The organism is Pelomicrobium sp., from assembly GCF_036803785.1.
In the GTDB taxonomy this organism is placed as follows: Bacteria; Pseudomonadota; Gammaproteobacteria; order Burkholderiales; family UBA6910; genus Pelomicrobium.
In genome coordinates, this window is sequence record NZ_DAIRTR010000014.1 from 13,592 (window position 1) to 35,001 (window position 21,410).

The 21,410-nt window shown below is 65.3% G+C and carries 19 protein-coding genes; 2 read left to right on the top strand and 17 right to left on the bottom strand.

From position 1 onward, the window contains the following. Positions 1–9 precede the first annotated feature (9 nt). Both epsE and V7Q81_RS03005 read right to left on the bottom strand, forming a co-directional pair. The gene (gene epsE / locus V7Q81_RS03000) at positions 10–846 is read right to left on the bottom strand and encodes a polysaccharide export protein EpsE (RefSeq protein ID WP_333840218.1); all 837 of its coding nucleotides are present in this window, start codon (positions 844–846) and stop codon (positions 10–12) included. Between the two features lie 19 nt (positions 847–865). Next, on the bottom strand, positions 866–2,272 hold the full coding sequence (locus tag V7Q81_RS03005; protein WP_333840220.1) for an undecaprenyl-phosphate glucose phosphotransferase: 1,407 nt from the start codon (positions 2,270–2,272) through the stop codon (positions 866–868). A 557-nt stretch (positions 2,273–2,829) separates the two neighbouring features. Here V7Q81_RS03005 and epsL point away from each other — a divergent pair. Further along, a complete protein-coding gene (gene epsL, locus V7Q81_RS03010) occupies positions 2,830–4,098 on the top strand; it encodes an XrtB/PEP-CTERM-associated polysaccharide biosynthesis outer membrane protein EpsL (RefSeq protein ID WP_333840222.1) in 1,269 nt (422 codons plus the stop codon). A 102-nt stretch (positions 4,099–4,200) separates the two neighbouring features. Here the strand turns inward: epsL and galE are convergent, their stop codons facing one another. The 8 genes from galE to V7Q81_RS03050 are packed head-to-tail and all read right to left on the bottom strand — an operon-like array spanning position 4,201 to position 13,182. Then, positions 4,201–5,199 carry a UDP-glucose 4-epimerase GalE gene (gene galE, locus V7Q81_RS03015; protein ID WP_333840224.1) on the bottom strand — a complete coding sequence of 333 codons (999 nt, stop codon included), beginning with the start codon at positions 5,197–5,199 and terminating at the stop codon, positions 4,201–4,203. Continuing rightward, complete coding sequence (locus V7Q81_RS03020) at positions 5,196–6,008, bottom strand: WecB/TagA/CpsF family glycosyltransferase (RefSeq protein WP_442954741.1); 813 nt, start codon at positions 6,006–6,008, stop codon at positions 5,196–5,198. The genes galE and V7Q81_RS03020 overlap by 4 nt, the downstream gene beginning before the upstream one ends. 5 nt (positions 6,009–6,013) lie before the next feature. Then, positions 6,014–7,186 (bottom strand): glycosyltransferase family 4 protein, encoded by a 1,173-nt coding sequence (locus V7Q81_RS03025; protein ID WP_333840228.1) that lies wholly within the window; start codon positions 7,184–7,186, stop codon positions 6,014–6,016. Then, positions 7,183–8,835: a right-handed parallel beta-helix repeat-containing protein gene (locus tag V7Q81_RS03030; RefSeq protein WP_333840230.1), complete on the bottom strand. Its 1,653-nt coding sequence runs from the start codon at positions 8,833–8,835 to the stop codon at positions 7,183–7,185. Before V7Q81_RS03030 ends, V7Q81_RS03025 begins: the two co-directional genes overlap by 4 nt. Positions 8,836–8,843: 8 nt before the next feature. After that, entirely contained in the window at positions 8,844–10,163 is a 1,320-nt protein-coding gene (locus V7Q81_RS03035; RefSeq protein WP_333840232.1) for a glycosyltransferase family 4 protein, read from the bottom strand. Continuing rightward, positions 10,148–11,326 carry a phosphotransferase family protein gene (locus tag V7Q81_RS03040; protein WP_333840234.1) on the bottom strand — a complete coding sequence of 393 codons (1,179 nt, stop codon included), beginning with the start codon at positions 11,324–11,326 and terminating at the stop codon, positions 10,148–10,150. Before V7Q81_RS03040 ends, V7Q81_RS03035 begins: the two co-directional genes overlap by 16 nt. Next, entirely contained in the window at positions 11,323–12,216 is an 894-nt protein-coding gene (locus V7Q81_RS03045) for a glycosyltransferase family 2 protein (RefSeq protein ID WP_333840236.1), read from the bottom strand. The genes V7Q81_RS03040 and V7Q81_RS03045 overlap by 4 nt, the downstream gene beginning before the upstream one ends. Positions 12,217–12,222: 6 nt before the next feature. Continuing rightward, the gene (locus tag V7Q81_RS03050; RefSeq protein WP_333840239.1) at positions 12,223–13,182 is read right to left on the bottom strand and encodes a class I SAM-dependent methyltransferase; all 960 of its coding nucleotides are present in this window, start codon (positions 13,180–13,182) and stop codon (positions 12,223–12,225) included. A gap of 305 nt (positions 13,183–13,487) precedes the next feature. Between V7Q81_RS03050 and rfbD the strand changes: the two genes are divergently transcribed. Then, positions 13,488–14,381 carry a dTDP-4-dehydrorhamnose reductase gene (gene rfbD, locus V7Q81_RS03055; RefSeq protein WP_333840241.1) on the top strand — a complete coding sequence of 298 codons (894 nt, stop codon included), beginning with the start codon at positions 13,488–13,490 and terminating at the stop codon, positions 14,379–14,381. 31 nt (positions 14,382–14,412) lie between these two features. On the opposite strand, the gene V7Q81_RS03060 is transcribed toward rfbD, so the two are convergent. The 7 genes from V7Q81_RS03060 to V7Q81_RS03090 form a co-directional block, all read right to left on the bottom strand. Further along, the gene (locus V7Q81_RS03060) at positions 14,413–15,858 is read right to left on the bottom strand and encodes a mannose-1-phosphate guanylyltransferase/mannose-6-phosphate isomerase (protein WP_333840243.1); all 1,446 of its coding nucleotides are present in this window, start codon (positions 15,856–15,858) and stop codon (positions 14,413–14,415) included. A gap of 114 nt (positions 15,859–15,972) precedes the next feature. Further along, the gene (locus tag V7Q81_RS03065) at positions 15,973–16,839 is read right to left on the bottom strand and encodes a sulfite exporter TauE/SafE family protein (RefSeq protein ID WP_333840245.1); all 867 of its coding nucleotides are present in this window, start codon (positions 16,837–16,839) and stop codon (positions 15,973–15,975) included. Positions 16,840–16,961: 122 nt separating this feature from the next. Then, on the bottom strand, positions 16,962–17,390 hold the full coding sequence (locus V7Q81_RS03070; protein ID WP_333840247.1) for a CBS domain-containing protein: 429 nt from the start codon (positions 17,388–17,390) through the stop codon (positions 16,962–16,964). 98 nt (positions 17,391–17,488) lie between these two features. Continuing rightward, entirely contained in the window at positions 17,489–19,090 is a 1,602-nt protein-coding gene (gene aceB / locus V7Q81_RS03075; protein WP_333840249.1) for a malate synthase A, read from the bottom strand. A 184-nt stretch (positions 19,091–19,274) separates the two neighbouring features. Further along, entirely contained in the window at positions 19,275–20,045 is a 771-nt protein-coding gene (phnE, locus tag V7Q81_RS03080) for a phosphonate ABC transporter, permease protein PhnE (protein WP_333840251.1), read from the bottom strand. Beyond that, entirely contained in the window at positions 20,042–20,869 is an 828-nt protein-coding gene (locus tag V7Q81_RS03085) for a PhnE/PtxC family ABC transporter permease (protein WP_333840253.1), read from the bottom strand. Before V7Q81_RS03085 ends, phnE begins: the two co-directional genes overlap by 4 nt. Continuing rightward, positions 20,860–21,410: phosphonate ABC transporter ATP-binding protein (locus V7Q81_RS03090; RefSeq protein ID WP_333840255.1), on the bottom strand; the 551-nt coding region annotated here is incomplete at its 5' end. The genes V7Q81_RS03090 and V7Q81_RS03085, both read right to left, overlap by 10 nt.

The following is a 21,410-nucleotide window of genomic DNA, read 5'->3' on the forward strand; positions in this document are numbered from 1 at the left end:
CGTGGGCCATCAGAACCAGCTCTCCGGTACGTGCAGCACGTCGTCCGGTTGCAGCTTGTCGGACAGCCGTGCACGGTAGCTGTGTAGCTTGCCGTCGGGGCCTTTGCGGTCGAGGCGGATGCCCCGCTCCGTACCCCGCACCGTCAGCCCACCTCCGACAGACAACGCTTGGCGCACCGTCATGTCCGGCGCGAGGGGATAGACGCCCGGCTGGCGCACTTCGCCGTAGATGTAGAAGACCGGGGCCGGGGGCACGTAGACGATGTCGCCCGCCCCCACAAGGAGGTTCCCTGATAGGTCACCGGAACGCAGCAGCTGCTTGATGTCAATTTCCCGTCGCGTGGCGTTGCCGTTGGCATCCCGTCGAATCACCGTAACCACGGAGGAGCCCTTTTCGGTGATGCCGCCGGCCGCTGCGAGGAGATCGGTGACGCTGCTCAACTGTTGGATCGGATACTTGCCGGGCTTGTGCACCTCTCCCAACACCGACACCTGGCGGCTGCGGTAAAGGGTTACCAGCAAGTTGACGCTGGCGTTGGGAACGAAGCCGCCCTGGTGGAGGCGGGAGGAGATGGTCCGCTCAGCCTCCGTCCTGGTCAGCCCGCCGAGGGCGACTTCCCCGAGCAGGGGAAAGCTGATTTCGCCGCTATCGGAGATTTCGGCTTCGGTGGCGAGATCCGGGTTGTTGTATACCGAGATCTTGACTACATCCCCTGGTCCGAGCCGGTACTCCTCACTCGAACCGGGCGCTGCCGCAAGTAGAAGCAGGAGCGTGCCCATCGTGCCGAGTAACGGGCCACGGGGGCGGCGCCGGCTGCGGCTCCTGAAGAATGCACGCCTGGGCATAGTTCCTCCACCTGAGGGCTCAATACGCATTGCGATCCTTCAGCAGCACCAACACGGTCCTCGCGACAATCCAAAAATCCAAGGACAGGGACCAATGCCTCAGGTAATCCAGGTCGTATTCGATGCGCTGCTTCATCTTCTCCACCGTTTCCGTCTCGCCCCGGAAGCCGTTGATCTGGGCCCATCCGGTGATGCCCGGCTTGACCTTGTGCCGGATCATGTAGCCTTTGATCAGTCGGCGGTATTGCTCGTTGTGGGCCACGGCGTGGGGCCTAGGCCCCACGATGCTCATGGTGCCTTCGAGCACGTTAAGGAACTGGGGTAGCTCGTCCAGGGAGGTTCGGCGCAGGAACGCGCCGAAGCGGGTGACGCGCTTGTCGTTTCGCTTCGCCTGATCGATACGCTCTCCGTCCTCGCACACGGTCATGGAGCGAAACTTGTAGACCACGATCTCCTTGCCATCCAGGCCGTAGCGGCGCTGCTTGAACAGCACAGGGCCAGGGGAACTCAGCTTCACGCCCAGGGCGATGGCGAGCATGAGGGGCCAGACGAGAAGCAGGATCAGGCTCGCTGCGGTGAGGTCGAAGGCCCGCTTGAGGGCGCCGTTTAACCCGTAGAAAGGGGTCTCGCACATAGCGATGACCGGAATCCCGCCCACCTGATGCACCCGCGCCTGGATCAGGTCGAAGGCCGTGGCGTTAGGCACGAAGTAGATGGAAACCGTGGTGTCCCGCAACCCGTCCAGCAGCCTTCGCATGCGGGGATCCGCCGACATGGGAAGCGTGATGTACACCACATGGATCGCGTGCCTTTTCACATAGTCGGTCACCTGGTCTAGACCGCCGAGGAGGTCTTGGGCCTTGATGCCCAATCGATCTGGGCTGCGGTCGTCGAAGAAGCCTTGCACCCTTCCGAGACACGGGTCCTCGGCAATGCGCTTCGCCAGCTCGCGCCCAAGCTCATTGGCTCCGACGATGATCTTGTTGCGGATGGCAGCGCTGGACGAGACGAGCTTCGGCAGCAGACGGCACGCAAGCTCCTGAGCCCCGTGCAGGGCGAGGGGTGTGGCGACGAACCAAGTGAGCACCACTTTCCTGGAATAGAGGCCGGACATCTTCGTGATGAAGGCTAGGAACAGCAGGCAGCTAATCACCAGCACCCAGTGGGTGACGATGCTGCGCCCCGGAAAAAAGAGGGGAAGCCTCGAACCGTTGTTGCCCACTGGCAGCTCGCCGAAGATCCGCGCCGAGATAACAAACGCCACGATCGCCAACAGGACGTAACGCGAGGAAAGAGGCTCTCGATAGAGCATCATGCACAGAAGCAAACCGGCCACGCAGACCGTTGGCGCCAGCCCGATCCGGATCAACGCCACCAGCGGCAACTCGGTGCCGACTGGCTGAAACTGCCTGGCCAGGGTGCTCATGCGATGGAGTATCGAAGTTCCTCACGCCATGTTGTCCGCGTCCGTCTCCCTCGGTCCGCCACCTGCTTGGCCGCCGGGTTCGCTTCAGCAACCGCCGTGCCAGCTGCCATGCCGATCCACTGCATTCAATCGGTTCCGTACACCATTTCCTTGTCATCGGGAGGCGAAGGCGGCTCTAGGGAGGCGGTCCTGTCGGTGCTGAACGACATGGCGCGAGGATCCCGAGGCGCATGACGTCCCCGATCGCGCCCATCGGCCAGCCTCCCGATAGGGACGATGCCGGGCACGAGCGGCCCGGAAGGCGAGTGACTTCTGTCGCTACAAGGCAACGCTTGCTGGACGGCCGTTTCTCAAACGCTCATGACAATCACGATTTCTCAGTGTCGCAACAGAACGACACACAAGCGCTGTCGCCCGGCTTCGTTCGGGATGTGCGCCCCGGACGCTTTCTGCGGGGCGGGCCTTGTGCCTCCTCTCCCCCATCTCATCGCGGCCTGGCGGTAGGCATGAATCTCGCTGTCATCAGGGATCGTTCGGCACTGTGCCAGGAGGATCGAATGATGCGCTGCACGAAACTCGTTGCTCTCGCCCTACTGGCTGCACCTACCGTCGTACCGGCCTACCAGACGACGGAAGACATCGTCTGGCCGAACACGGGACGGTATCCCGCCTACCCAGCCCCCGAACCGGATGAGCGGATCGTCGAGCCCTTCGTCTCCGGCGGCGTGACCTGGGACAGCAACTTGTTTCGGTTGTCGGACGCCGCGGATACCCAGGCGACCCTCGGTTCCACGCAGAAGTCCGACACCCGTTATCGACTCGGCGCCGGCATTCGAGCGAACCTTGCTGCAAGCCGCCAGCGAGTCATCCTAGAAGGACGGGTGGATGACGACAACTTCGAGCGCTTTGCCTTTCTCAACCATACCGGCTACAAGGCCAGCGCCACCTGGAAATGGTTGGCTGGGCCCAATGGGCGGGGAGATCTGGGTTATAGCCGACGGCGTTTCCTGGCGAGCCTGGCCGAGCTCCAAGCGCCCCTGCGGGATATCATCACCGAGGATCGCGCCTTCGGTGCGGCGACTTATCTTTTGACGCCCCGCTGGCGGCTGCGGGGTGGTATGGAGTGGCTGAAATTCCACCACAGCGAGCCCATCCGAGCTTCCCTGGACAGCCGCACCGTCTCCACCACCCTAGGGGTGGACTATCTCACTCCCGCAGGGGGCACCGCGGGCACGCAAGTCAAGTACAGCAACGGGGAATTTCCCCAGCGGCAGTTCGTCGCCGGCAGCCTGGTGGACAACCGCTACGACGAGGTGGAGGCGAGCGCCGTGGTCAGCGGTTACCCTGGAGGAAAATCCCACTTCGACATGCGGATCGGCTACACCAGCCGACGCCACGGGCAGCTCTCCCAGCGGGACTTCGACGGGATGACTGGGCGCCTGGACTTCGATTGGACGCCCACCGCCAAGATCCTCTTGAACGCCGCCGTGTGGCGGGAGATCCGGTCCATCGAGGACGTTTCGGCGAGCTATGTCTTGAGCCAAGGTTTCAGCCTCGGCCCCCGCTGGGCGCCCACGTCCAAGCTGGTGTTCCAGGCCCGATGGGTTTACGAGAAACGAGATTTCGAGGGCGATCCGGGATTCATCCTGGCGGGCGGACCTGCCCGGGAGGATCGCTTCCGCGGCGGCAGCCTCGCTGTGGGCTACACGCCGTGGCGCAACGCAGAGCTGGCGCTCGCCTACGAGCGGGGCGATCGGAACTCCAACGTCTTGGGACGGGACTACGATTACGATGCCGTGTCGGCGAACGTGAAAGTCGCGTTCTAACCCGTCGATCTGGAGGAACGGTTAGCGCTTACCGGCGCGCCTGAGCGCTGGCTCTGCCCTCATGCTCTTTCCAAGGGGTGTTCGTGACGCGTCCAAGCCCGCCTAACCTGGGGTGGCTTGGATGGGCGCCGCGGTGCTCTTCTTTTCCCACGCCCAGGCATGGGCCACGATGGTCTCCAGCGCCGGGTAGACTGGCCGCCAGCCAAGCTCCCGCCGGGCGCGGGCAGCGTCGGCCACGAGCCGGGCAGGATCTCCTTCCCGGCGGGGCGCTGTCTTCACCGCAATGTTGCGGCCAGTCACCTTTTGCGCTGCGTCGATCACTTCCCGCACGGAGAAGCCGCTGCCGTTGCCCAAGTTGTAGGCGCCGCTCGCGCCCCCGTCCATAAGCCGCTCCAGGGCGAGCAGGTGTGCGCGGCACAGATCCACCACATGGACGTAGTCCCGGATGCAGGTGCCATCCGGCGTCGGGTAGTCAGCGCCGAAGATCTCCACCGCCCGGCGCCGGCCCGAAGCGGCCCGTAGCACGAGGGGGATCAGATGGGTCTCAGGCTCGTGGCGCTCGCCCAGCATTCCCAGGGGATCAGCACCGGCGGCGTTGAAGTAGCGCAGGGTGACATAACGCAGACCGTAGGCACGCTCATAATCGGCTAACGCCTGCTCCACCATCCACTTGGAGCGCCCGTAGGGGCTCAAGGGACGCACCGGATGAGCCTCATCGATGGGCAGCCGCTCGGGCTCGCCGAAGATGGCAGCGCTCGAAGAGAAGATGAGCCGCCCAACCCCGTGCCTGACCATGGCCTCCAGCAGGTTCAGGGTGTTCGCCACGTTGTTGCGATAGTACTTCGCGGGCTGGCGCACCGACTCTCCCACCTGGATGGAGGAAGCGAAATGCATGACGCCGTCGAAGCGGTGAGCGGAGAAGACCTGATCCAGCAGTGCTCGGTCGGCCAGGTCCCCCACCAGGAGTCGTCCACCCAGCACCGCGTCGCGAAAGCCGCTCACGAGGCTATCTAGAACGACGACTTCGTTGGCCGTTTCTACCAGCATTTTCGTCATGTGGGAGCCGATGTAGCCGGCCCCACCCACTACCAAAATCCTCATGACGATCTCCCGTGGGTTTTTTGACCGCGATTGCAGGTGCTGCCGCTCCGCCGCTTCGCCATCAGCTCGCCGAGCAGGAAAGCGACAAAAAGGGTGTTGGTGACCAGATAGCGACGCCACAGTCGCCCCGGCTCGCAGACCAGGCGGTAGAGCCATTCCAGGCCCGCCCGCTGCATCCAGCGCGGCGCCCGCCGGATGAGGCCGGCGTGGTAGTCGAAGGCTGCTCCCACGCCGATCATCACGGCGGGAATCCGCTCCCGGTGCTGGGCGATCCATGCCTCCTGCTTGGGGCAGCCCAGGGCAACGAAGACGATCTGCGCTCCCGAGGCCTGGATGATGCCTGTGACGCGGGCATCCTCTTCCGGTGTCAGGGCCCGGAAAGGCGGTGCCCAGACCCCCGCCAGCTTAAGGCTGGGAAACGCTTCACGCAGGCGTGCGCCGAGCTGGTCCAGGGTGGCCTCGCTACAGCCGTAGAGGAAGACAGCAAGACCCGCTTCGGCGGCGCGGGCACAGCAGCGCAGCATCAGGTCCGGACCGTTGATGCGCGGCTGCCCCTTGTGCCCGCACCGGCGGAGCCACCAGGCGATGGGTGCACCGTCCGGAAGCGCCAGATCTGCCTGCTGGAGGACGCGCCCAAAGTCGGAAGCACACATGCCGGTGACCACGGAGTGAACGTTGCACAGAAACACGCTGCGGGACTCGCGCCGGGCCGCCCAGAGGACGATCCGGTTGAGGCATTGGTCCCAGGTGAGCGCATCGATGTGCGTCCCTAGGACGATGGCGCCGGATTTTCCTTGCTCCACGGGCATTCCCCTCAGGCCGCCACGCCGGTGCGCGTCTCGGCCATGGCATTTTCGTAAATTTCCATCAACCGTTCGTAGTTCTTCTCGGGCGTATACTTCGCCTCGTATTCGGCCCGGGCGTTCTGCCCCATCGCCCGCATCTTCTTCGGAAACGCCTCGGCCCATGCCAGGTGGCGGGCCAGATCCTGGGCCGATCCAGGCTCGAACAGCAGGCCAGTGCGCCCGTGCTCGATCAGCTCTGCCATGGCTCCCAGGCGGCTGGCGATCACCGGCAGCCCATGGGCGAAGGCTTCCACCACGGTGCGGGGAAAGTTTTCGTACCAGAGACTGGGGAGCACCAAGTACGAAGCCTGCCGCATGCGCTCATAAACTGCTGCTGAATCCAGCCATCCTGGCGTCCGCACGCCCGGATGCGCCTTCACCTTGGCCTGTTCCGGCCCCGTTCCGATCAGCTCTAGACTCATCCCAGGCAGCTCGTCCAGGGCCGCGAGCAGGGTGTCGATGCCCTTTTCGGGGGAAAGGCGGCCAACGAACAGCCCGCCGTGGCGGGGTGCGTCCGGAGGTGGTGGGATGTCCACGAAGTTGGGCTTTACTGTGATGCGTGCCGCGGGCAGCCCCCCGGCGATGAATTTCCGGCGGCAGAATTCATTGAGGGCGATGTAGCGCGTCACCTTGCTGCGATACGTTCCCAGACTACGGTGCAGGCACAGCATCGCGGTGAGAGCCGAGGACTGGACCGCCGAGTTGCGGTAGCAGCGGCGTGCGATACCGCGCCATGGCAGCCGCCCCAGGCAGTCCTCGCACACCCGGTTGCCATGGAGAAACATGGCCTGTACGCACAGCAGACGGAAGTTGTGCAGGGTTTGCACTACGGGAACGCCGGCTCGGGCTGCGACCCAGTAAAGGGAGGCGGAGACCAGGGGAAAGGTGTTGTGGGCATGGATGAGGTGGGGATGAAAGAAAGCCATGAGGCGGCCCACCTCGTGCCAGGTGCGGACAGACCACAGGGTGTGGGCCAATGCTTCCACGGCACCCATGGACTCCAGCTCGCGATTGTCCCGTTGGTACAGGACGACGTCGTGGCCATGACGCCGCAGCAACTCGACTTCGGCATGGACCATTGCATCCTCACCACCGGGGGTGAGGTAACGATTGTGGACTACAAGAATGCGCAATCGCCTCATCGTGCGGGTCCGGGGGCTCTGGGATGGGAAGCGCTGCCAGCGCCTTGGAGCCTGGGGACGCGGAAACGGTCAGCCCAGGACAGCACTGGCGACCAGTCGGGGTCCGGGTCCCGCCGGTTCAGCGCCGCCAGGAGCTCTGCCGGCAGGGCGAGGGCTTCGCTCCAGGAATGGGCGTCCTGGCCGGAGGCGGCGGTCCACTGGGGAAGGCCTTGGCGCATGGGCCGTCCTCGCGAACCCCAGCCTTGGGAGAACGAAGGCGGGTCCTTGTCGGTCAGGAACAGGTTGTGATCCGAAGTGTTATTCAGGCCGTCCTCGGGCAACACCAGGGCGGCCTTGCCGTTCCAGGCGACGATATTGCCCAAGACCCGATTGCCCCGGGGCTCGAGCCCCGCCCCCTGCCCGCCCCTCGCGCCGGCTTCATCCACCACAGCGATGCCTTCCATGCCGTTTGCCGCCACCAGGTTGTGGGCCACCACGGAGTCCGAGCTATCGGGAAGGTAGATTCCGCGCTGCTTGTTCCCGAACACGTAGTTGTCGTGGAAGTAACCCTGCCGGCTCGCCTCGTAATGGATCCCGAACCCTGCGTTGTAGGCGAATACACCGCCGTGGACCCGGTTGTTGCGATTCATCCAGTCGAACCACAGACCATCGCCTCGGTTGCCGATGGCGCGATGGCCGGCCACCTCCGAGTCCTGGAGACCGCCCGCGCCGACAAACTTGGCGCCGCCCGCTTCCCACCACTTGTTGAAGCCGCGGGTGTTATTGAAACTGGTCTCGTTATGGAGCAAGCGGTTCGCGCGACCGCGGACTTTCATGCCTACCTGCCCGCAGAAGCTCGCGCGGCTGTTCTTGATCTCGTTTCGGTCCCCTGTGATGTCGAGCCCGTTTCCGTCGACCCAGGCAATGTCAATGTTCTCCAGCACCAGGTCGTCGCCGGACAGGGTGACGGCGCCAGCCTGGCTGACCGCTGTCGTATTGGCGTGCTGGAAACGAAGATTCTTCAGGGTCACGCCGCGCAACCCCTGACCGAGCACCAGGTAGGGTTGTACGCTCACCTCCACCGTGCGCCCTGCGAGGGAAGCCAACGGGATCTTGATGTATAGGCTGCGGGAGCTCTGGTCGTAGTAAAAGCTGTGGTCAGTCATCGCCTCGAGCCCGCCGGGCACACGGCCTGGCCAGATGCCTCCTTGGGACGCGTGGAGCCGCTTCATGGGATGGTTTGGCTTGTCGGGGTAGCCGTTCAGGATGGTTCCGCCGATCTGTTGCAGCGGCGCACCGTCGACGAAAACCTGCTGGCTGTTTACGGTCCATGGGCGCTTGACGAACAGCCCGTTCCCCAGCGGCTCCCAACCGGTGACGACTTCCGAGCCCTTGATGAGGGCGGGACTTTCGCCCACCCCTCGGATGAGGGTGGGGCCCGCGCTCCAATCCCGCTCCGGAAAGACCAGCGCTTCCCGGTAGACGCCGGGGGCGATCTCCAGCACGTCGCCGGGCATGAGGCGCTTCATGGCGTAGCCGATCGTCCTGTAGGGACCCTCGCCCGCATCCCGCGCAGCGGGATGGGCGGGATCCACATGGCGCGTGGCGGCTTCAATGCCAGCGGCCGAAAGGCCTGCGGCGAGCGTCAGGATTTCCGCGAAGCGTTTCATGGCGCGTTTCATCGCACCGTCCGGCATGCGACCCGCTCGCGCAGCTCCTCGGCAGCGAGGGCGCTGTAGAGGCGCTCCATGCGGGCTGTCTGACGGCTCCAGGAGAACTGTCGGCGGGCGCGCTCCACGGCCGCCCGGGACATGGCCTCGGAGAGTACCGGGTTGTCGGCGAGGGCAGCGAGGGCGGCGGCGAGGCCCGCCACCACATCCTCTGCAGGCCCCGGCTCAATCCGAAAACCACAGGAGGCATCCACCAGGACGGCAGGCCCCCCCAGGTTCAGGCATACTACCGGCAGCCCGTGGGCCAGGGCTTCAAGGACCGCGTTGCCGCTGGAATCGTGCAAGCTCGGAAACAGGAACACGTCGTGCCGGTGGTAGGCCCGCATCACGGCGGAATGCTCGAGCCACGGCACCCAGTGCACTGCCTGGGCAAGACCAAGCTCCTCGGCTTGGTGGCGTAGCCATGCCTCATCACACCCGCTGCCGATGAGGGTGAACCGGGTGTCGGGGTGGGATTCCCGAAACCGGGCGAAGGCCCGCAGCCCCAGATGGACCCCTTTCCAATACAGCATCCGCCCCACGTACAGCACCCGCAAGCCCTCGTGAGCCCTGCGCCGGCGTTCTGCCCAACCGGGCTGCGGAATGTCGATGCCCACCTCTACGTGCACCAGGCATTTGTCCTGGTACCTCGCTGGGATGCGCCTGAGGGTTTCCCGGGTCTTGCACAAAGTGATGGCGGCGCGCCGGTAAGTTGCCGCCATCAGGGGATCGAAGCGAACGGCCCAGTTGGCCGCGTTCCGGGCGAGGTCCAACAGGTAGCCGCGCAAGGGAAACGTCCTTCTCAGGGGGCGGGGTGCCTGCTCGCCGCCGCCCACCGGGCCGAACACGAAGGGGATATCGAGAAAGGCCATGAAGGAAGGGTGACGGAACACGCCGAAGGTGATGTGATGGGCGATGTGGAAGCGGGCCTCCCGGTGGAGCCTGCGGGCGAGGCGGTAGGCGCCCCATTGCCACAACACATAGTACAGCCGCACGCCACGGCCGCCCCGCTTCCAGCGGCGAGCCCAGGACGGCAGGTCGTAATAGACAAAGCGCAGGCTCGGCGCTTGCTCTTGCGGTCGTGCGGCTTCGATCGCTTCCCGGTTGTTAGCGCGGGTGAGAACCCAGACGTCATGCCCCCTGCGGGCGAGGTTCAGCGCCCATCGCCAGCCGATGCCAGGCTCAGATCCCTTCCCGGGCTCGCAGGCATAGGCAGAGAGCAAAATCCGCAGGGGTCGTGGCCCGCGACCGTCTGCTCCCGGAACGCAGGTACTCAGGTGGCCATCCATGTCCGCCGTGCGTCGATGAGCCGCCAGTACTTGGCGATGACCGGGTGGGAAAGGTCAAGGCGCTTGCTCGCCCGGGAGTAGTGCAGCAGCACCTGTAGCAGGTACACGAGGGCCAGCCCGGTGACGATGCGGGACGTCCACGTCCATTCGGGATAGGCATCCCGGGCGAAGGCCCACCCCTGGCGCAGCGCTGCCGCGAAAAACCCCGAACCGATTGAGCGTCCCGACAGGGCCCGCTGGATCATGGAGTAATGGAGGACATCCGCGAGGGGGCTCGCCTGTAGCCGGGCGTATTCCCAGTCGAACACGTAGATGCGCTCGCCGTGTACGCGGATGTTCCACGGCGCGAAATCGCCTTGGGCGATGACGCAAGGGCTCGTCCAACAGGCGAGAGACCTTTCGCAGTCCAGCACCGCATCCCAGAGGGCCACCGTCTTGTCCCGTTCCACGTAGGGCTCGAGCTGGGCAAGGGTCCGCTGCAGGTATTGAAAGCAATGAGAAGCTCGGAAGCGCAGGCTTTCTAGGCGAATGCGCCCCAGCGCGGCGAGGAAGCGCTGGTGGGCGGGAGTGAACGTCCTTGTTACCCTGGAGCTCGGAGCGAGGGTGGTGACCAGGTAGCGCCGGCCGTTGAACGCCGTGCCTTCCGCGAGCAGTCGGGGCACCTGGTCCGCGAGCTGGTCGAATTCCTCCAGCATCCTCAGCCACCCGACTTCGGTGGCCACCGCGTGATCGGCGCTTGGCACCAGGGCGATTTTCGCCAAGGCGAGCGCTTCGCCCTGCTCCGAGAGGAGGAGGATGGAGGCTTTCTGGTAAGGGCCTGGGGTGCCGATTTGGATCGCCGCATTGAACCGGCCGCGAAGCGGCGTGTCCTGCCTCGGGGCGCAACGTCGTTCTCTCGGCCAATGGAATTCGGGCAACAGTGCGCCCCTGGGCAGGAGTGTGTTGGCCCTGAGCAGGAACTGGGCATAGAGCCTACCGAACCCATTGCTCACGAAATAGCTCAGACACTTCCTCTGCAGTCGAAAGCCGCTGGCGGGCATCAACAAGGGCCGCGGCCGTCTGCTGAACAGCACATGCCAAGCGCCTGAAGTGATGGGCAGAGCCGCCGCGACAGCGGGGGCAAGGGCGTCGGTGACGCTCTGCCAGGAACGTTCGAGGGTCATCTTTCCGTGTTCCCCAAAGCGCGTTCCTCGAGCCAGTCGAGATAGGCCGCAGGCACCCGGGCCGTGTAGCCGCCCGCCAGGGCTTTGGCCGCCACCCGCAAGCTGCGAGCTGCGAGCCGCAGCGCCCGCGCCGCTAGCGGATGACCAGTCGCCGGGTGGTTGCGGCAGCGGATAGCTTGGTCTTCCTGGTCAGCCTCGAGCCGCCGGCGGCGGGTCTTCTGTTCGGCGTAAAAGCGCATACAGGACAGATAGCGCGGAATATGGGCAATGCGGGTCACTCGGGAAAACCGCTCCCAGAGATCCGCGTCCATCGCCAGGTCAAAGCGCGGGTCAAGACCATGCACCGCGCGATAGAGCTCCCGGCGCCAGAACATGGACGGTTGGGGAACGTAGTTGTGATCGTGCAGGAACACGAACCGGCTGAAACCCATCTCCTTTTTCGCCCGCAAGAATCGGCCCTCGCGGTCGATCCACAGGGCGTTCCCATAGGCTGCCATGACGCTGGGATGAGCAAGGAAGAAGGCCGCAACTGCCCGCAGCGCTCCGGGCAGCAGCAGGTCGTCGGAGCAGAGCCAGCCCATGATCTCGCCCGTCGAGCGGCTGAACCCCTTGATCAGGGCGTCGGTCTGACCGCCGTCCGGCTCCGAGACCCAGAAGGCTAGGGCCGTCTCGTAGCGCCGGAGGATGTCCACGCTTCCGTCCGTGGAGCCACCGTCTATCACGAGGTACTCCAGAGCTGGGTAGTCTTGGTCCAGCACCGATCGGATCGCCTGCTCGAGATACCTCCCTTGCTGGTACGAGCAGGTCACGAGGGATATCCTGGGCCAAGGGCAGCGGTCCTGGGCGCGATTCGCCGCACGCCCCGCCGCTTCGAGCAGCTTCACGGCCATGGCGTTCTATCCCTTCTTTTTGAGGCATGCGTGCAAGTGATCCCGGGCGAAGGGGAACCAGGGCTGATTGCCCTGCTTTCCCAGCAGCCTCGCTAGCGCGGTGTAGGAGTCCGGGAGCACGCAATAGAGGCCTGTCTTCAGTAGCTCGTTGCCTAGCACGGAGAACGGGATATGCCTTCGGCTCTTGTGTCGCCGCTGCGTCCAGGACACGAGTTCGAAGCCGTACACGGCCGCGATTCTCGTAAGCGCCCGCGGGGTCCAGAACACGTGATGCTCGAAAAGCCTCACGTACCACCACTCGTGGATGCCGAAGCGCCTTGGCCAGAAGCTGTCGATGTTGCCAGTCTCGATGACCACTTGGCCACCCGGCTTCACCAGGAGTCCTAAGTTGGCGAAGGCGCGCTGGGGCTGGTAAAGGTGTTCCAGCACATCGAATAGGGTGACCACGTCATAGGGCTCGCGGCTCCATTGCAGCAACGCATCGTCCAAGAATCCCTCGATGAACTCGCTCGAAACAAAGCCTTCGACGCCCGGATAGCGAAGGACATCGAGCGCGGAGCGCCGCCCTTGGATTCCGCTCTCGGCGCAGGCTTTGAGCAACGCCCCGTCTGCGGCTCCCACATCGAGCACATCGAACGCCGACCTTCCCATCAGCCGGAGCAACTTCGTCGCCTCCGCGGAAAAATCATGAGAACCCGACCACTTGGCCGCCGCCTGACGTCCGAAGATCTCGGCCAGAAAAGCAGGTGCCGGGACCGCGGTCTTGTAGATCAAGCCGCAGGCGCAGCACTCGAAGAGCTTGATGCCGGCGTCGGGAAGACGAATCTTCTCGCTACCGAACACGTAGTAGCGATCCGGTAGCGCGCCCTGCGCCTTGCATTGTGCGCTACCGCACGCTGGGCACCGGTCGACCGCTATCCATTGCTCCTCGGCCTGGGACGGAGCTTGAGCCGCGGCGCTTTCCATGAGCCTTCGCAGCCTTTTTGTTTACCCCATTATGCAAGCTCCATACCGAAGGTCGGCAAAAGCGCGCATTTCATTGCGCGCACAACGACTTGGTGCTTCGATACAGGATCTGGCCGGAGAGGGTCGGCGCGCCGGATGTCGCGGATCGCCGACGCTTCGGGTTTCGCGGTCTGAGCTATGTTTTTGGCGGTGGGGGATTTATCGCTGTCGCACTTTGACGACAGGCTCCGGGGCGCGCGAAGGTACGATGGCTGTCGCTTGGCGCGAAGCCCGATACAATGCGCCGTTGCGAGGGATGATGCGCCATGGCGATCATGATTGTCGGAAAGGATGGGCAACTGGGCTTCGAGCTGCGGCGCGCCTTCACGGCGCTGGGACCGGTGACGTCCCTGGGACGCGCCGAGCTGGATCTCGCCGATGCCGATGCCATCCGCCGAGCCGTGCGCGCGATCGCTCCGACGCTGGTGGTGAACGCCGCGGCCTACACGGCGGTGGATCGGGCCGAAGCCGAGCCGGATCTCGCCCGGGCGGTCAATACCCTCGCTCCCGGTGTCCTCGCCGAGGAATGTGCCCGCCTCGGTGCGGCCCTCGTCCACTACTCTACCGACTACGTCTTCGACGGGATGCGACGTGCGCCCTACCGGGAGACCGATGCACCCAACCCGCTTAACGTGTATGGGCGCACCAAGCTGGAAGGCGAGCGGGCGGTTCAGGCGGCGGGTGGGGTTTTCCTGATCTTTCGCACCGCATGGGTCTATTCGGCCCGGGGGAGGAATTTTCTGCTCACCATCCGACGGCTTTCCCACGAACGGGAGGCGCTTCAGGTGGTGGACGACCAGGTGGGATGTCCTACCTGGGCGCGGCTTGTGGCCGAGGCCACCGCCCGCGTCCTACAGGCGAGCCGCGTCGTGGAAACCCGGGACACCGGCTGGCTCAGGGAACGCCGCGGCCTGTACCACCTGGCGTGCGGCGGCGAGACTTCCTGGTGCGCTTTCGCCCAGGCCATCGTGGCCCAGGTGCCCGGGGCGCGGCCCGTGCCGGTCTACCCTATCCCCACCTCGGCGTATCCCACACCCGCCCGGCGGCCCGCTTATTCAGTGCTCGATTGCAGCCGGGCGCGCCAGGTCTTGGGGGTGGAGCTGCCGCGCTGGGACGAAGGCTTGAGGCGATGCGCCGCGGACATGGCAGAGAGCGGCTGATTGCCGCGCCCCAGGAAAGCGGTGGGGGGCTTTATCGGTCGGCGCTCGAGGGTGGCGACTCGACCCGGCTGTAGGCGTCTTCGAAGCGCACGATGTCGTCCTCGCCCAGGTACGCTCCCGATTGCACTTCGATCAGCTGCAAGGGGATCTTGCCCGGATTCTCCAGCCGGTGGGTGACGCCCAGGGGAATGTAGGTGGACTGGTTCTCCGTAAGCACCAGGGTCTCGTCGCCCCGGGTAACCTTGGCAGTGCCTACCACCACCACCCAGTGCTCGGCCCGGTGATGATGCATCTGTAGGGAGAGCTTCTGCCCCGGATTGACCGTGATGCGCTTCACCTGAAAGCGGTGACCCGCGTCGATGCTCTCGTAGCAACCCCAGGGCCGGTATACCGTGCGGTGGGTGACGTGTTCATGGCGGTTGCGGGCCCGCAGGTCCTCCACCACCTGGCGCACTTTCTGCACCTCGTCCCGGCGGGCCACCAGTACCGCGTCCGGCGTTTCCACGATCACCAGGTCTTCCACACCCAAGGCGGCCACGAAGCGCCGCTCGGCGTAGACGTAGCTGTTTTTGGCCCCATCCAAGTGCACGTCCCCGCGGGTCACGTTGCCCGCCACGTCCTTGACCCCCACTTCCCACAACGCCTTCCAGGAACCCAGGTCGGTCCAGGAGAAGTCCACCGGCAGCACTGCCGCCCGCGCCGTGTGCTCCATGAGCGCGTAGTCGATGGAAACCGAAGGACTGCGACCGAAAGCCTCGGCGTCGAGCCGAAGGAAGTCCAGATCCTTGCCTGCCTTGGCCAGGGCCTCCTCGCACGCGCCCACCAGGGCTGGCTTGAGCCGCCTGAGCTCCGTCAGCACGTCCTCGGCCCGGAACAGGAACATGCCGCTGTTCCAATAGTGCCGGCCAGAGGCCTGGAAGCGGGCCGCCGTCTCTTCATCGGGCTTTTCCAGGAAACGGGCGACCCGATACCCGGCCGCGCCCTCGCCGAGCGGCTCTCCCCGCTCGATGTAGCCGTAGCCGGTCTCCGCCCAGCGGGGCGTGACGCCGAAAGTGACCAGATGCCCCGCCTGGGCGGCCGGGACCGCGGCGCAAATTGCTTCTCGCAGCGCGGCCGCGTCGGGAATGTGGTGGTCCGCCGGCAGCACCAGCATCAGCGCCTTCGGATCCTGGCGCGTCAGATGCAAGGCGGCCACCGCGATGGCAGGCGCGGTGTTGCGGGCTGCGGGCTCCAGGATCAGCGCCTCGGGTTTTAAGCCGATGCCGCGCAGGTGCTCGGCCACCAGGAAGCGGTGTTCCTGGTTGGCCACCACCACCGTGGCGCGCAGGCCCGCCAAGCCCTCCAGCCGCAGCAGCGTCTCTTGCAGCAGGCTGTGCTCGGAGGTGAGGCGCAGGAACTGCTTGGGCAGCGTCTCCCGTGACATGGGCCAGAGCCGTGTGCCGGCGCCTCCTGAAAGAACGACCGCATAAATGTCCATTCCGGGAAACCTCCCTAGCGCGTGGGAAACGGGCGTTGCCAGACTTGTACACTATTGGGTTCCCCGCCGTCTAGCAGACAGGGGCGAAGTGACGGGTTGGCGGGCCTCGCCCAATCATGGCCACCAGGCGTATGCGACTTGGAAGATCAGGATGAGCGCCATGACGAAAAGGGTCTTGTTGAGCCAGCCGTAATACGTCGCGGTGTGGGCGCGGCTTCTCACCCGTGCTCCCCAGGCGAGGAAGAGGAGGCCGAGCAGCGTGAGGGGCACGGTGGTGAAGACCACCAGGCGCGTGATCTCGCCCGCGGCGGCGAGGGTCGCTGCCTGGGTCGCCTTTCCGAAAACGAAGCACAAGTTCATGATCTGGACCATGGCGGTAGGGGCGAGGCCCAAGGCCATGAAATAGATCACCAGGGGCGGGATGGAAACGCTCACGGTACCCGATAGGAAGCCAGCGAAGAGCCCCACGCCCGCCTCTGCCGTGCGCGGGGCGCGCTTGAGCCAGTCCCAGGAGAGCTTTCGCAGCCGCGCCATGTTGAGATAGACGAGAATCATGAAAGCCAGCAGCAACTTGAGCGGCTCCGCCGGCACGGCGAGCAGCACCTTGGTGCCGAGCACGGCGCCGATGGGCATGTACAGGGCCACCCGCCAGTGGCGTCCCAGGCTCTCTCGCCAGCGGCCTCCCTGGGCGATCAAGTAGAGGTTGACCGCGATGTTGGGTAGCACCGTGAGGATCACTGCGGTCTTCAGCTCGGTGACCAGGGCGATCAGGGCGATGGTGATCAAGGGAAAGCCCATCCCCATGACGCCGTGGATCCAGCCGGCCGCGGCGACCACCAAAACCGCCCAGATCATCCAGGGCGAAGTGATGAACGCGTCGATTTCTCCCATCTGCTGGGTCGTCTCGGTGAGTATCTTGGTCAGCCTGGGAAAAGGCGCAGGATAGCGGTGAGCGGCTGGCGGGTCATTGATCGGAGACAACGAAGGCGAGCAGTACGGCCGGGTTCAGGCCGCAAGAGTATTGTCCCGCGCCCCCTCCGCCCCGGGATTTTACGTTCGGGGCGCGCCCTGGCCCGCCGTGGACGAAGACAGATCTCCGACCGTCAGCTCATGATGTAGTTTTCGAGCTGACGGATGATGAACTGCTGCTCGGAGATGGTGTCCTTGACCAGGTCGCCGATGGAGATGACCCCGATTAACCGGTCGCCCTCCATGACGGGGAGGTGGCGCACCCGCTTGTCGGTCATGAGCGCCATGCATTCTTCGTTGGTCTGATCCGGCCGTACGTAGATCACCGGGGCGCTCATCACGTCCTTCACCAGGATGTCCCGGGGAGGTTTCTCCAGTAGGAACATCTTGCGGGCGAAATCCCGCTCGGACACGATGCCTATGGGCTTGCCGTTTTCCACCACGATGAGCGCCCCGACGTTGTGCTCGGCCATACGCTTCATCGCTTCCCGGGCGGTGGCGTCCGGGGAGATGGTGAGGACCTGATGGCCCTTCACCTCGAGGAGCTGCCTGACGGTTTTCATGCCGCCTCCCTTTTTGTTGGCTCGCGCAACGTCCACTTTTATTTTAGGCCACCCGGGAAGGAGGGCGCGGGCCACCTCCCCGGGCAGAGGGCGACCCCTCAGTCGATCAGCTCATAGGCGGGCAGGGTCAGGAACTCGACGAAATGGTCGTCGGCCGTGATCCGGTCGAAGAGCTGGGCGGCCTCCTCGTAGCGGCCGGCGTTCCACGCCTCCGAGCCCAGGTAGGTCTTCACCTTGAGCAGCTCCTCGGCGAGGAGGCGGCGGAAGAGATCCGTGGTCACCTTGCGGCCGTCCTCCAGCACCCCCTTGGGGGAGCGGATCCACTGCCAGATCTGGGAGCGGGCGATCTCGGCGGTGGCGGCATCTTCCATGAGATGAAACACGGGAACGCAGCCGTTGCCGGAGAGCCAGGCTCCCAGATACTGGATGCCCACCGAGATGTTGTTGCGCAGGCCCGCTTCGGTGATGGGCTTCTCCGGCTGGAAGTCAAGTAGGTCCCGAGCGCAGACCTGAACGTCGGGCCGCTGCTTGTCGTATTGGTTGGGCTTCGGCATGTACTGGTCAAAGACCGCCTTGGCCACCGGCACCAGGCCCGGGTGGGCGACCCAGGTGCCGTCGCAGCCGTCGGTCACTTCCCGGAGCTTGTCCTGCCGGACTTTCTCGAGCGCCTCTTCGTTGGCTTTGGGATCGTCCTTGATGGGAATCTGGGCCGCCATGCCTCCCATGGCTGGCGCGTTGCGGCGGTGGCAGGTCTTGACCAGCAGAAGCGCGTAGGCGCGCATGAAGGGGGCGGTCATGGTCACCTTGGCCCGGTCGGCCAGACAGAAGTTTTTGTTGGCGCGGAACTTTTTGATGCAGGAGAAAATGTAGTCCCAGCGGCCGATGTTCAGACCCGAGGAGTGTTCTTTGAGCTCCCACAGGATTTCGTCCATCTCGAAGGCGGCGAGCACGGTCTCGATCAGTACCGTCGCCTTGATGGTGCCCCGGGGGATACCCAGGGCATCCTGGGCCCAGTTGAACACGTCGTTCCACAACCGCGCCTCGCGATGGCTTTCCAGCTTGGGCAGGTAAAAATAGGGTCCCGTGCCCTGCCGGATGAGCTCCCGGGCGTTGTGGAAGAAGAACAACCCGAAATCGAACAGGGGACCGGACACCGGCTGGCCGTCCACCCGCATGTGCCGTTCGACCAGGTGCCAGCCCCGGGGCCGCACCAGCAGCACCGCGGTTTTGTCGTTCAGCCGGTAGTGCCTGCCCCCCTGCTCGAAGGTGATGGTGCGCCGCACGGCGTCCCGCAGGTTGCGCTGGCCGTCCACCATGTTGTGCCAGGTGGGACAGTTGGCGTCCTCGAAGTCCGCCATGTAGGTAGAGGCGCCGGAATTGAGGGCATTGATCACCATCTTGCGGTCGGTGGGCCCGGTGATCTCCACCCGTCGGTCCAGGAGATCTTGGGGCTGGGGGGCGACGGTCCATTCCGACTCCCGGATCTCCCGGGTGTCGGGGAGAAAATCGGGGAGCGCGCCGGCATCGAATGCCTTTTGCCGCTCGGCCCGGGCCTCCAGCAGCGCCTGCACCCGCCGGCCGAATTGCCGCTGTAGTTTGGCGACGAAGCCGACTGCGTCGGGGGTCAGGATCTCGGCGAATTCAGGAGAGATCGGGGCGATGATCTCGACGCCCGAAGGATATTCGAGGGGCTTGTTCATCTGCGCACTCCCTTGTCATCGTTGGCGGCATGGAAGCGGCCCATTATACTGCATTGCAGCAAACGCGCGACCGCTCGCGCGGGGAAAACCCCGGCTGAGCCTGCCCACTTTTGATTTTCAAGAATAGCGCTCTCTGGGAGGAGGGGAAACCCGACATTGGGCCTCGCTGGGGCCCGCAGGCTCCTCAGGCGCCGGCAGGGACGAGGCGCTGCCGCAGGAAGGCGCTCGTGGCGTCCACGGCGAGCACCAGCAAGAGCATGGCGGCGATGAGAGTAAGCGCTTGCTGTTGCTGAAATAGGCTCAAGGACACGTAGAGCATCTGCCCGAGGCCTCCTGCACCGACGAATCCCAAGACGGTGGCCATGCGGATGTTGATCTCCCAGCGGTACAGGGTATAGGCCACACACTGGGGAAAGATGCTGGGCAGCGTCCCATAGAGAAAGGCCAGCACCGGGGGCGCGCCGCTTTCCTTGAGGACTTGGGCCGGCGCGGGCCTGGCGTTTTCCAGCGTCTCGGCGAAGAGCCGGCCCAACACCCCGCTCGTGTGCAAGGCGAGGGCGAGGGTGCCAGCGAAAGGCCCTAGTCCCGCCGCCAGCACCATGAGGGCCGCCCAGACCAGCTCGGGGACCGAGCGCAGGAAATTGAGCAAGAGCCGGGAAGGGAGCCGCAGGAGCGGTCCGAAGCGCCCCGCCGCCGGAAGAGAGAGGGCGAATCCCCCAAGCACGGCCAGCCCAGTCCCCACGGCGGAAATGGCCAAGGTTTCCCCGACTCCCTGGGCGAGCCCCCGCAGCAAGGCGGGGGAGAGATCCGGCGGGAAAAAGCCCCGGGCGTAGGCGAGCATCTGCCGGGCTGCCTCCGGGGAAAACAGGGCCTGCAAGTTCAAGGACAAGGCGTTGAAGGAAAGGGCGACCGCGAGCGTCAGCCCCATCCCCACCAGCCAGCGCTCCGCCCTCATGCCACCGCCCTGCGCAGTAGCGCGCTCACGCCGTCGGCCAGAAGCACAAGAAGCAGGAAGGTGAGGAGCAAGGTGCACACCTCTCCGCCTGCCAGCATACGCATGGACAGCTCCATCTGCTGGCCCAGACCGCCGGCGCCCACGAACCCCATGATGACCGAGGCCCGCACCGCGCATTCCCAGCGGTAGACGCTATAGGACACCACTTCGGGTGCCGCCGCAGGCAGCACGCCGTAGAGGAAAGCCCCTAGGCGCCCTGCACCTGCCTCCAGCAGCGCTCGGGCGGGGCGGGTGTCTGCCGACTCGAAGATCTCCGCATAGACTTTGCCCAGCATGCCCCCGTAGCTCACGGCGATGGCGAACACTGCCGCCGCGGGGCCTAGGCCCACCGCCCGCACCAGAAGCAGGGCCCATACGATCTCCGGGACCCCCCGCAGTACCACCAGCAGCAGGCGCAAGGCTGCCCGAACCGCCTGGCCCAGCCCTCGGCCGGGCCCCGGCCCGAGGCGGGAGATGGACAGGCTGCGGGTCACGGCGAAGGCGAGGGGGAAGGCGATCCCCATGGCCAGAAAAGTGCCGGCGGTGGCCATGGCCAGGGTTTCCAGGGTGGCCCTCACGGTGAGGCGCAGGAATTCGGCGTGGAGGGCGGGCGGAAGGAACAGGGCAAAAAATTGGCCCATAGTTTCCCGAGGGCGTGCGTCGAAGAACACCCCTGGGTCGAACTCGGTCCAGCGCAGCCCGGGCACCAGCAGGGCGAGGAAAAGCACCGTGACAGCAAGGCGGGGCAGCGCCGCCGGGTCCCGGTGACGAGGAGTCAATAGCATAGGGGCTTGCGGGCAATACCCCGGCTCGGGGCGGCGAGGGGACGCCCGTCCTGGGTGGGCGGCACCGGGGTCTCGCCCGCGTAGAGGGATTCCAGCAGACCGTCGCTGACCCGCACCGGCGGAAGATCAAACAGGATCTCCCCGTCTTTCAGGCCGATCACCCGGGGAAACCAGCGCAAGGCCAAGTCCACCGCGTGTAGACTCGCCAGCAAGACGACACCCCGGGCCTGGGCGTCCCGCTGGAGCTCTGCGAGGACCCGATCCGCCAGGACGGGATCTAGGGAGGAGACCGGCTCGTCGGCCAGCATCAGGTCCGGCTGCTGGTAGAGCAGGCGGGCCACGGCGACCCGCTGGAGCTGCCCCCCGGAGAGCCGGTCGCAGCGTTCGAAAAGCCGTTCCGCCAGGTCCAGCCGGGCGAGGGCTGCCCGGGCGCCGGGGATATCCGCAGGATAGACGAGGGAGGCCAAGGCTTTCCACCAGGGCCAGCGACCCAGGCGGCCGGCCAGCACGGCCGTTACGGCGCGCTGCCGGGGCGGGAGGG

Bases quoted from the DNA above. Each gene is read 5' to 3' on its own strand.
- epsE (WP_333840218.1), bottom strand. From the start codon at position 846: ATGCCCAGGCGTGCATTCTTCAGGAGCCGCAGCCGGCGCCGCCCCCGT.
- V7Q81_RS03005 (WP_333840220.1), bottom strand. From the start codon at position 2,272: ATGAGCACCCTGGCCAGGCAGTTTCAGCCAGTCGGCACCGAGTTGCCG.
- epsL (WP_333840222.1), top strand. From the start codon at position 2,830: ATGATGCGCTGCACGAAACTCGTTGCTCTCGCCCTACTGGCTGCACCT.
- galE (WP_333840224.1), bottom strand. From the start codon at position 5,199: ATGAGGATTTTGGTAGTGGGTGGGGCCGGCTACATCGGCTCCCACATG.
- V7Q81_RS03020 (WP_442954741.1), bottom strand. From the start codon at position 6,008: ATGCCCGTGGAGCAAGGAAAATCCGGCGCCATCGTCCTAGGGACGCAC.
- V7Q81_RS03025 (WP_333840228.1), bottom strand. From the start codon at position 7,186: ATGAGGCGATTGCGCATTCTTGTAGTCCACAATCGTTACCTCACCCCC.
- V7Q81_RS03030 (WP_333840230.1), bottom strand. From the start codon at position 8,835: ATGAAACGCTTCGCGGAAATCCTGACGCTCGCCGCAGGCCTTTCGGCC.
- V7Q81_RS03035 (WP_333840232.1), bottom strand. From the start codon at position 10,163: ATGGATGGCCACCTGAGTACCTGCGTTCCGGGAGCAGACGGTCGCGGG.
- V7Q81_RS03040 (WP_333840234.1), bottom strand. From the start codon at position 11,326: ATGACCCTCGAACGTTCCTGGCAGAGCGTCACCGACGCCCTTGCCCCC.
- V7Q81_RS03045 (WP_333840236.1), bottom strand. From the start codon at position 12,216: ATGGCCGTGAAGCTGCTCGAAGCGGCGGGGCGTGCGGCGAATCGCGCC.
- V7Q81_RS03050 (WP_333840239.1), bottom strand. From the start codon at position 13,182: ATGGAAAGCGCCGCGGCTCAAGCTCCGTCCCAGGCCGAGGAGCAATGG.
- rfbD (WP_333840241.1), top strand. From the start codon at position 13,488: ATGGCGATCATGATTGTCGGAAAGGATGGGCAACTGGGCTTCGAGCTG.
- V7Q81_RS03060 (WP_333840243.1), bottom strand. From the start codon at position 15,858: ATGGACATTTATGCGGTCGTTCTTTCAGGAGGCGCCGGCACACGGCTC.
- V7Q81_RS03070 (WP_333840247.1), bottom strand. From the start codon at position 17,390: ATGAAAACCGTCAGGCAGCTCCTCGAGGTGAAGGGCCATCAGGTCCTC.
- aceB (WP_333840249.1), bottom strand. From the start codon at position 19,090: ATGAACAAGCCCCTCGAATATCCTTCGGGCGTCGAGATCATCGCCCCG.
- phnE (WP_333840251.1), bottom strand. From the start codon at position 20,045: ATGAGGGCGGAGCGCTGGCTGGTGGGGATGGGGCTGACGCTCGCGGTC.
- V7Q81_RS03085 (WP_333840253.1), bottom strand. From the start codon at position 20,869: ATGCTATTGACTCCTCGTCACCGGGACCCGGCGGCGCTGCCCCGCCTT.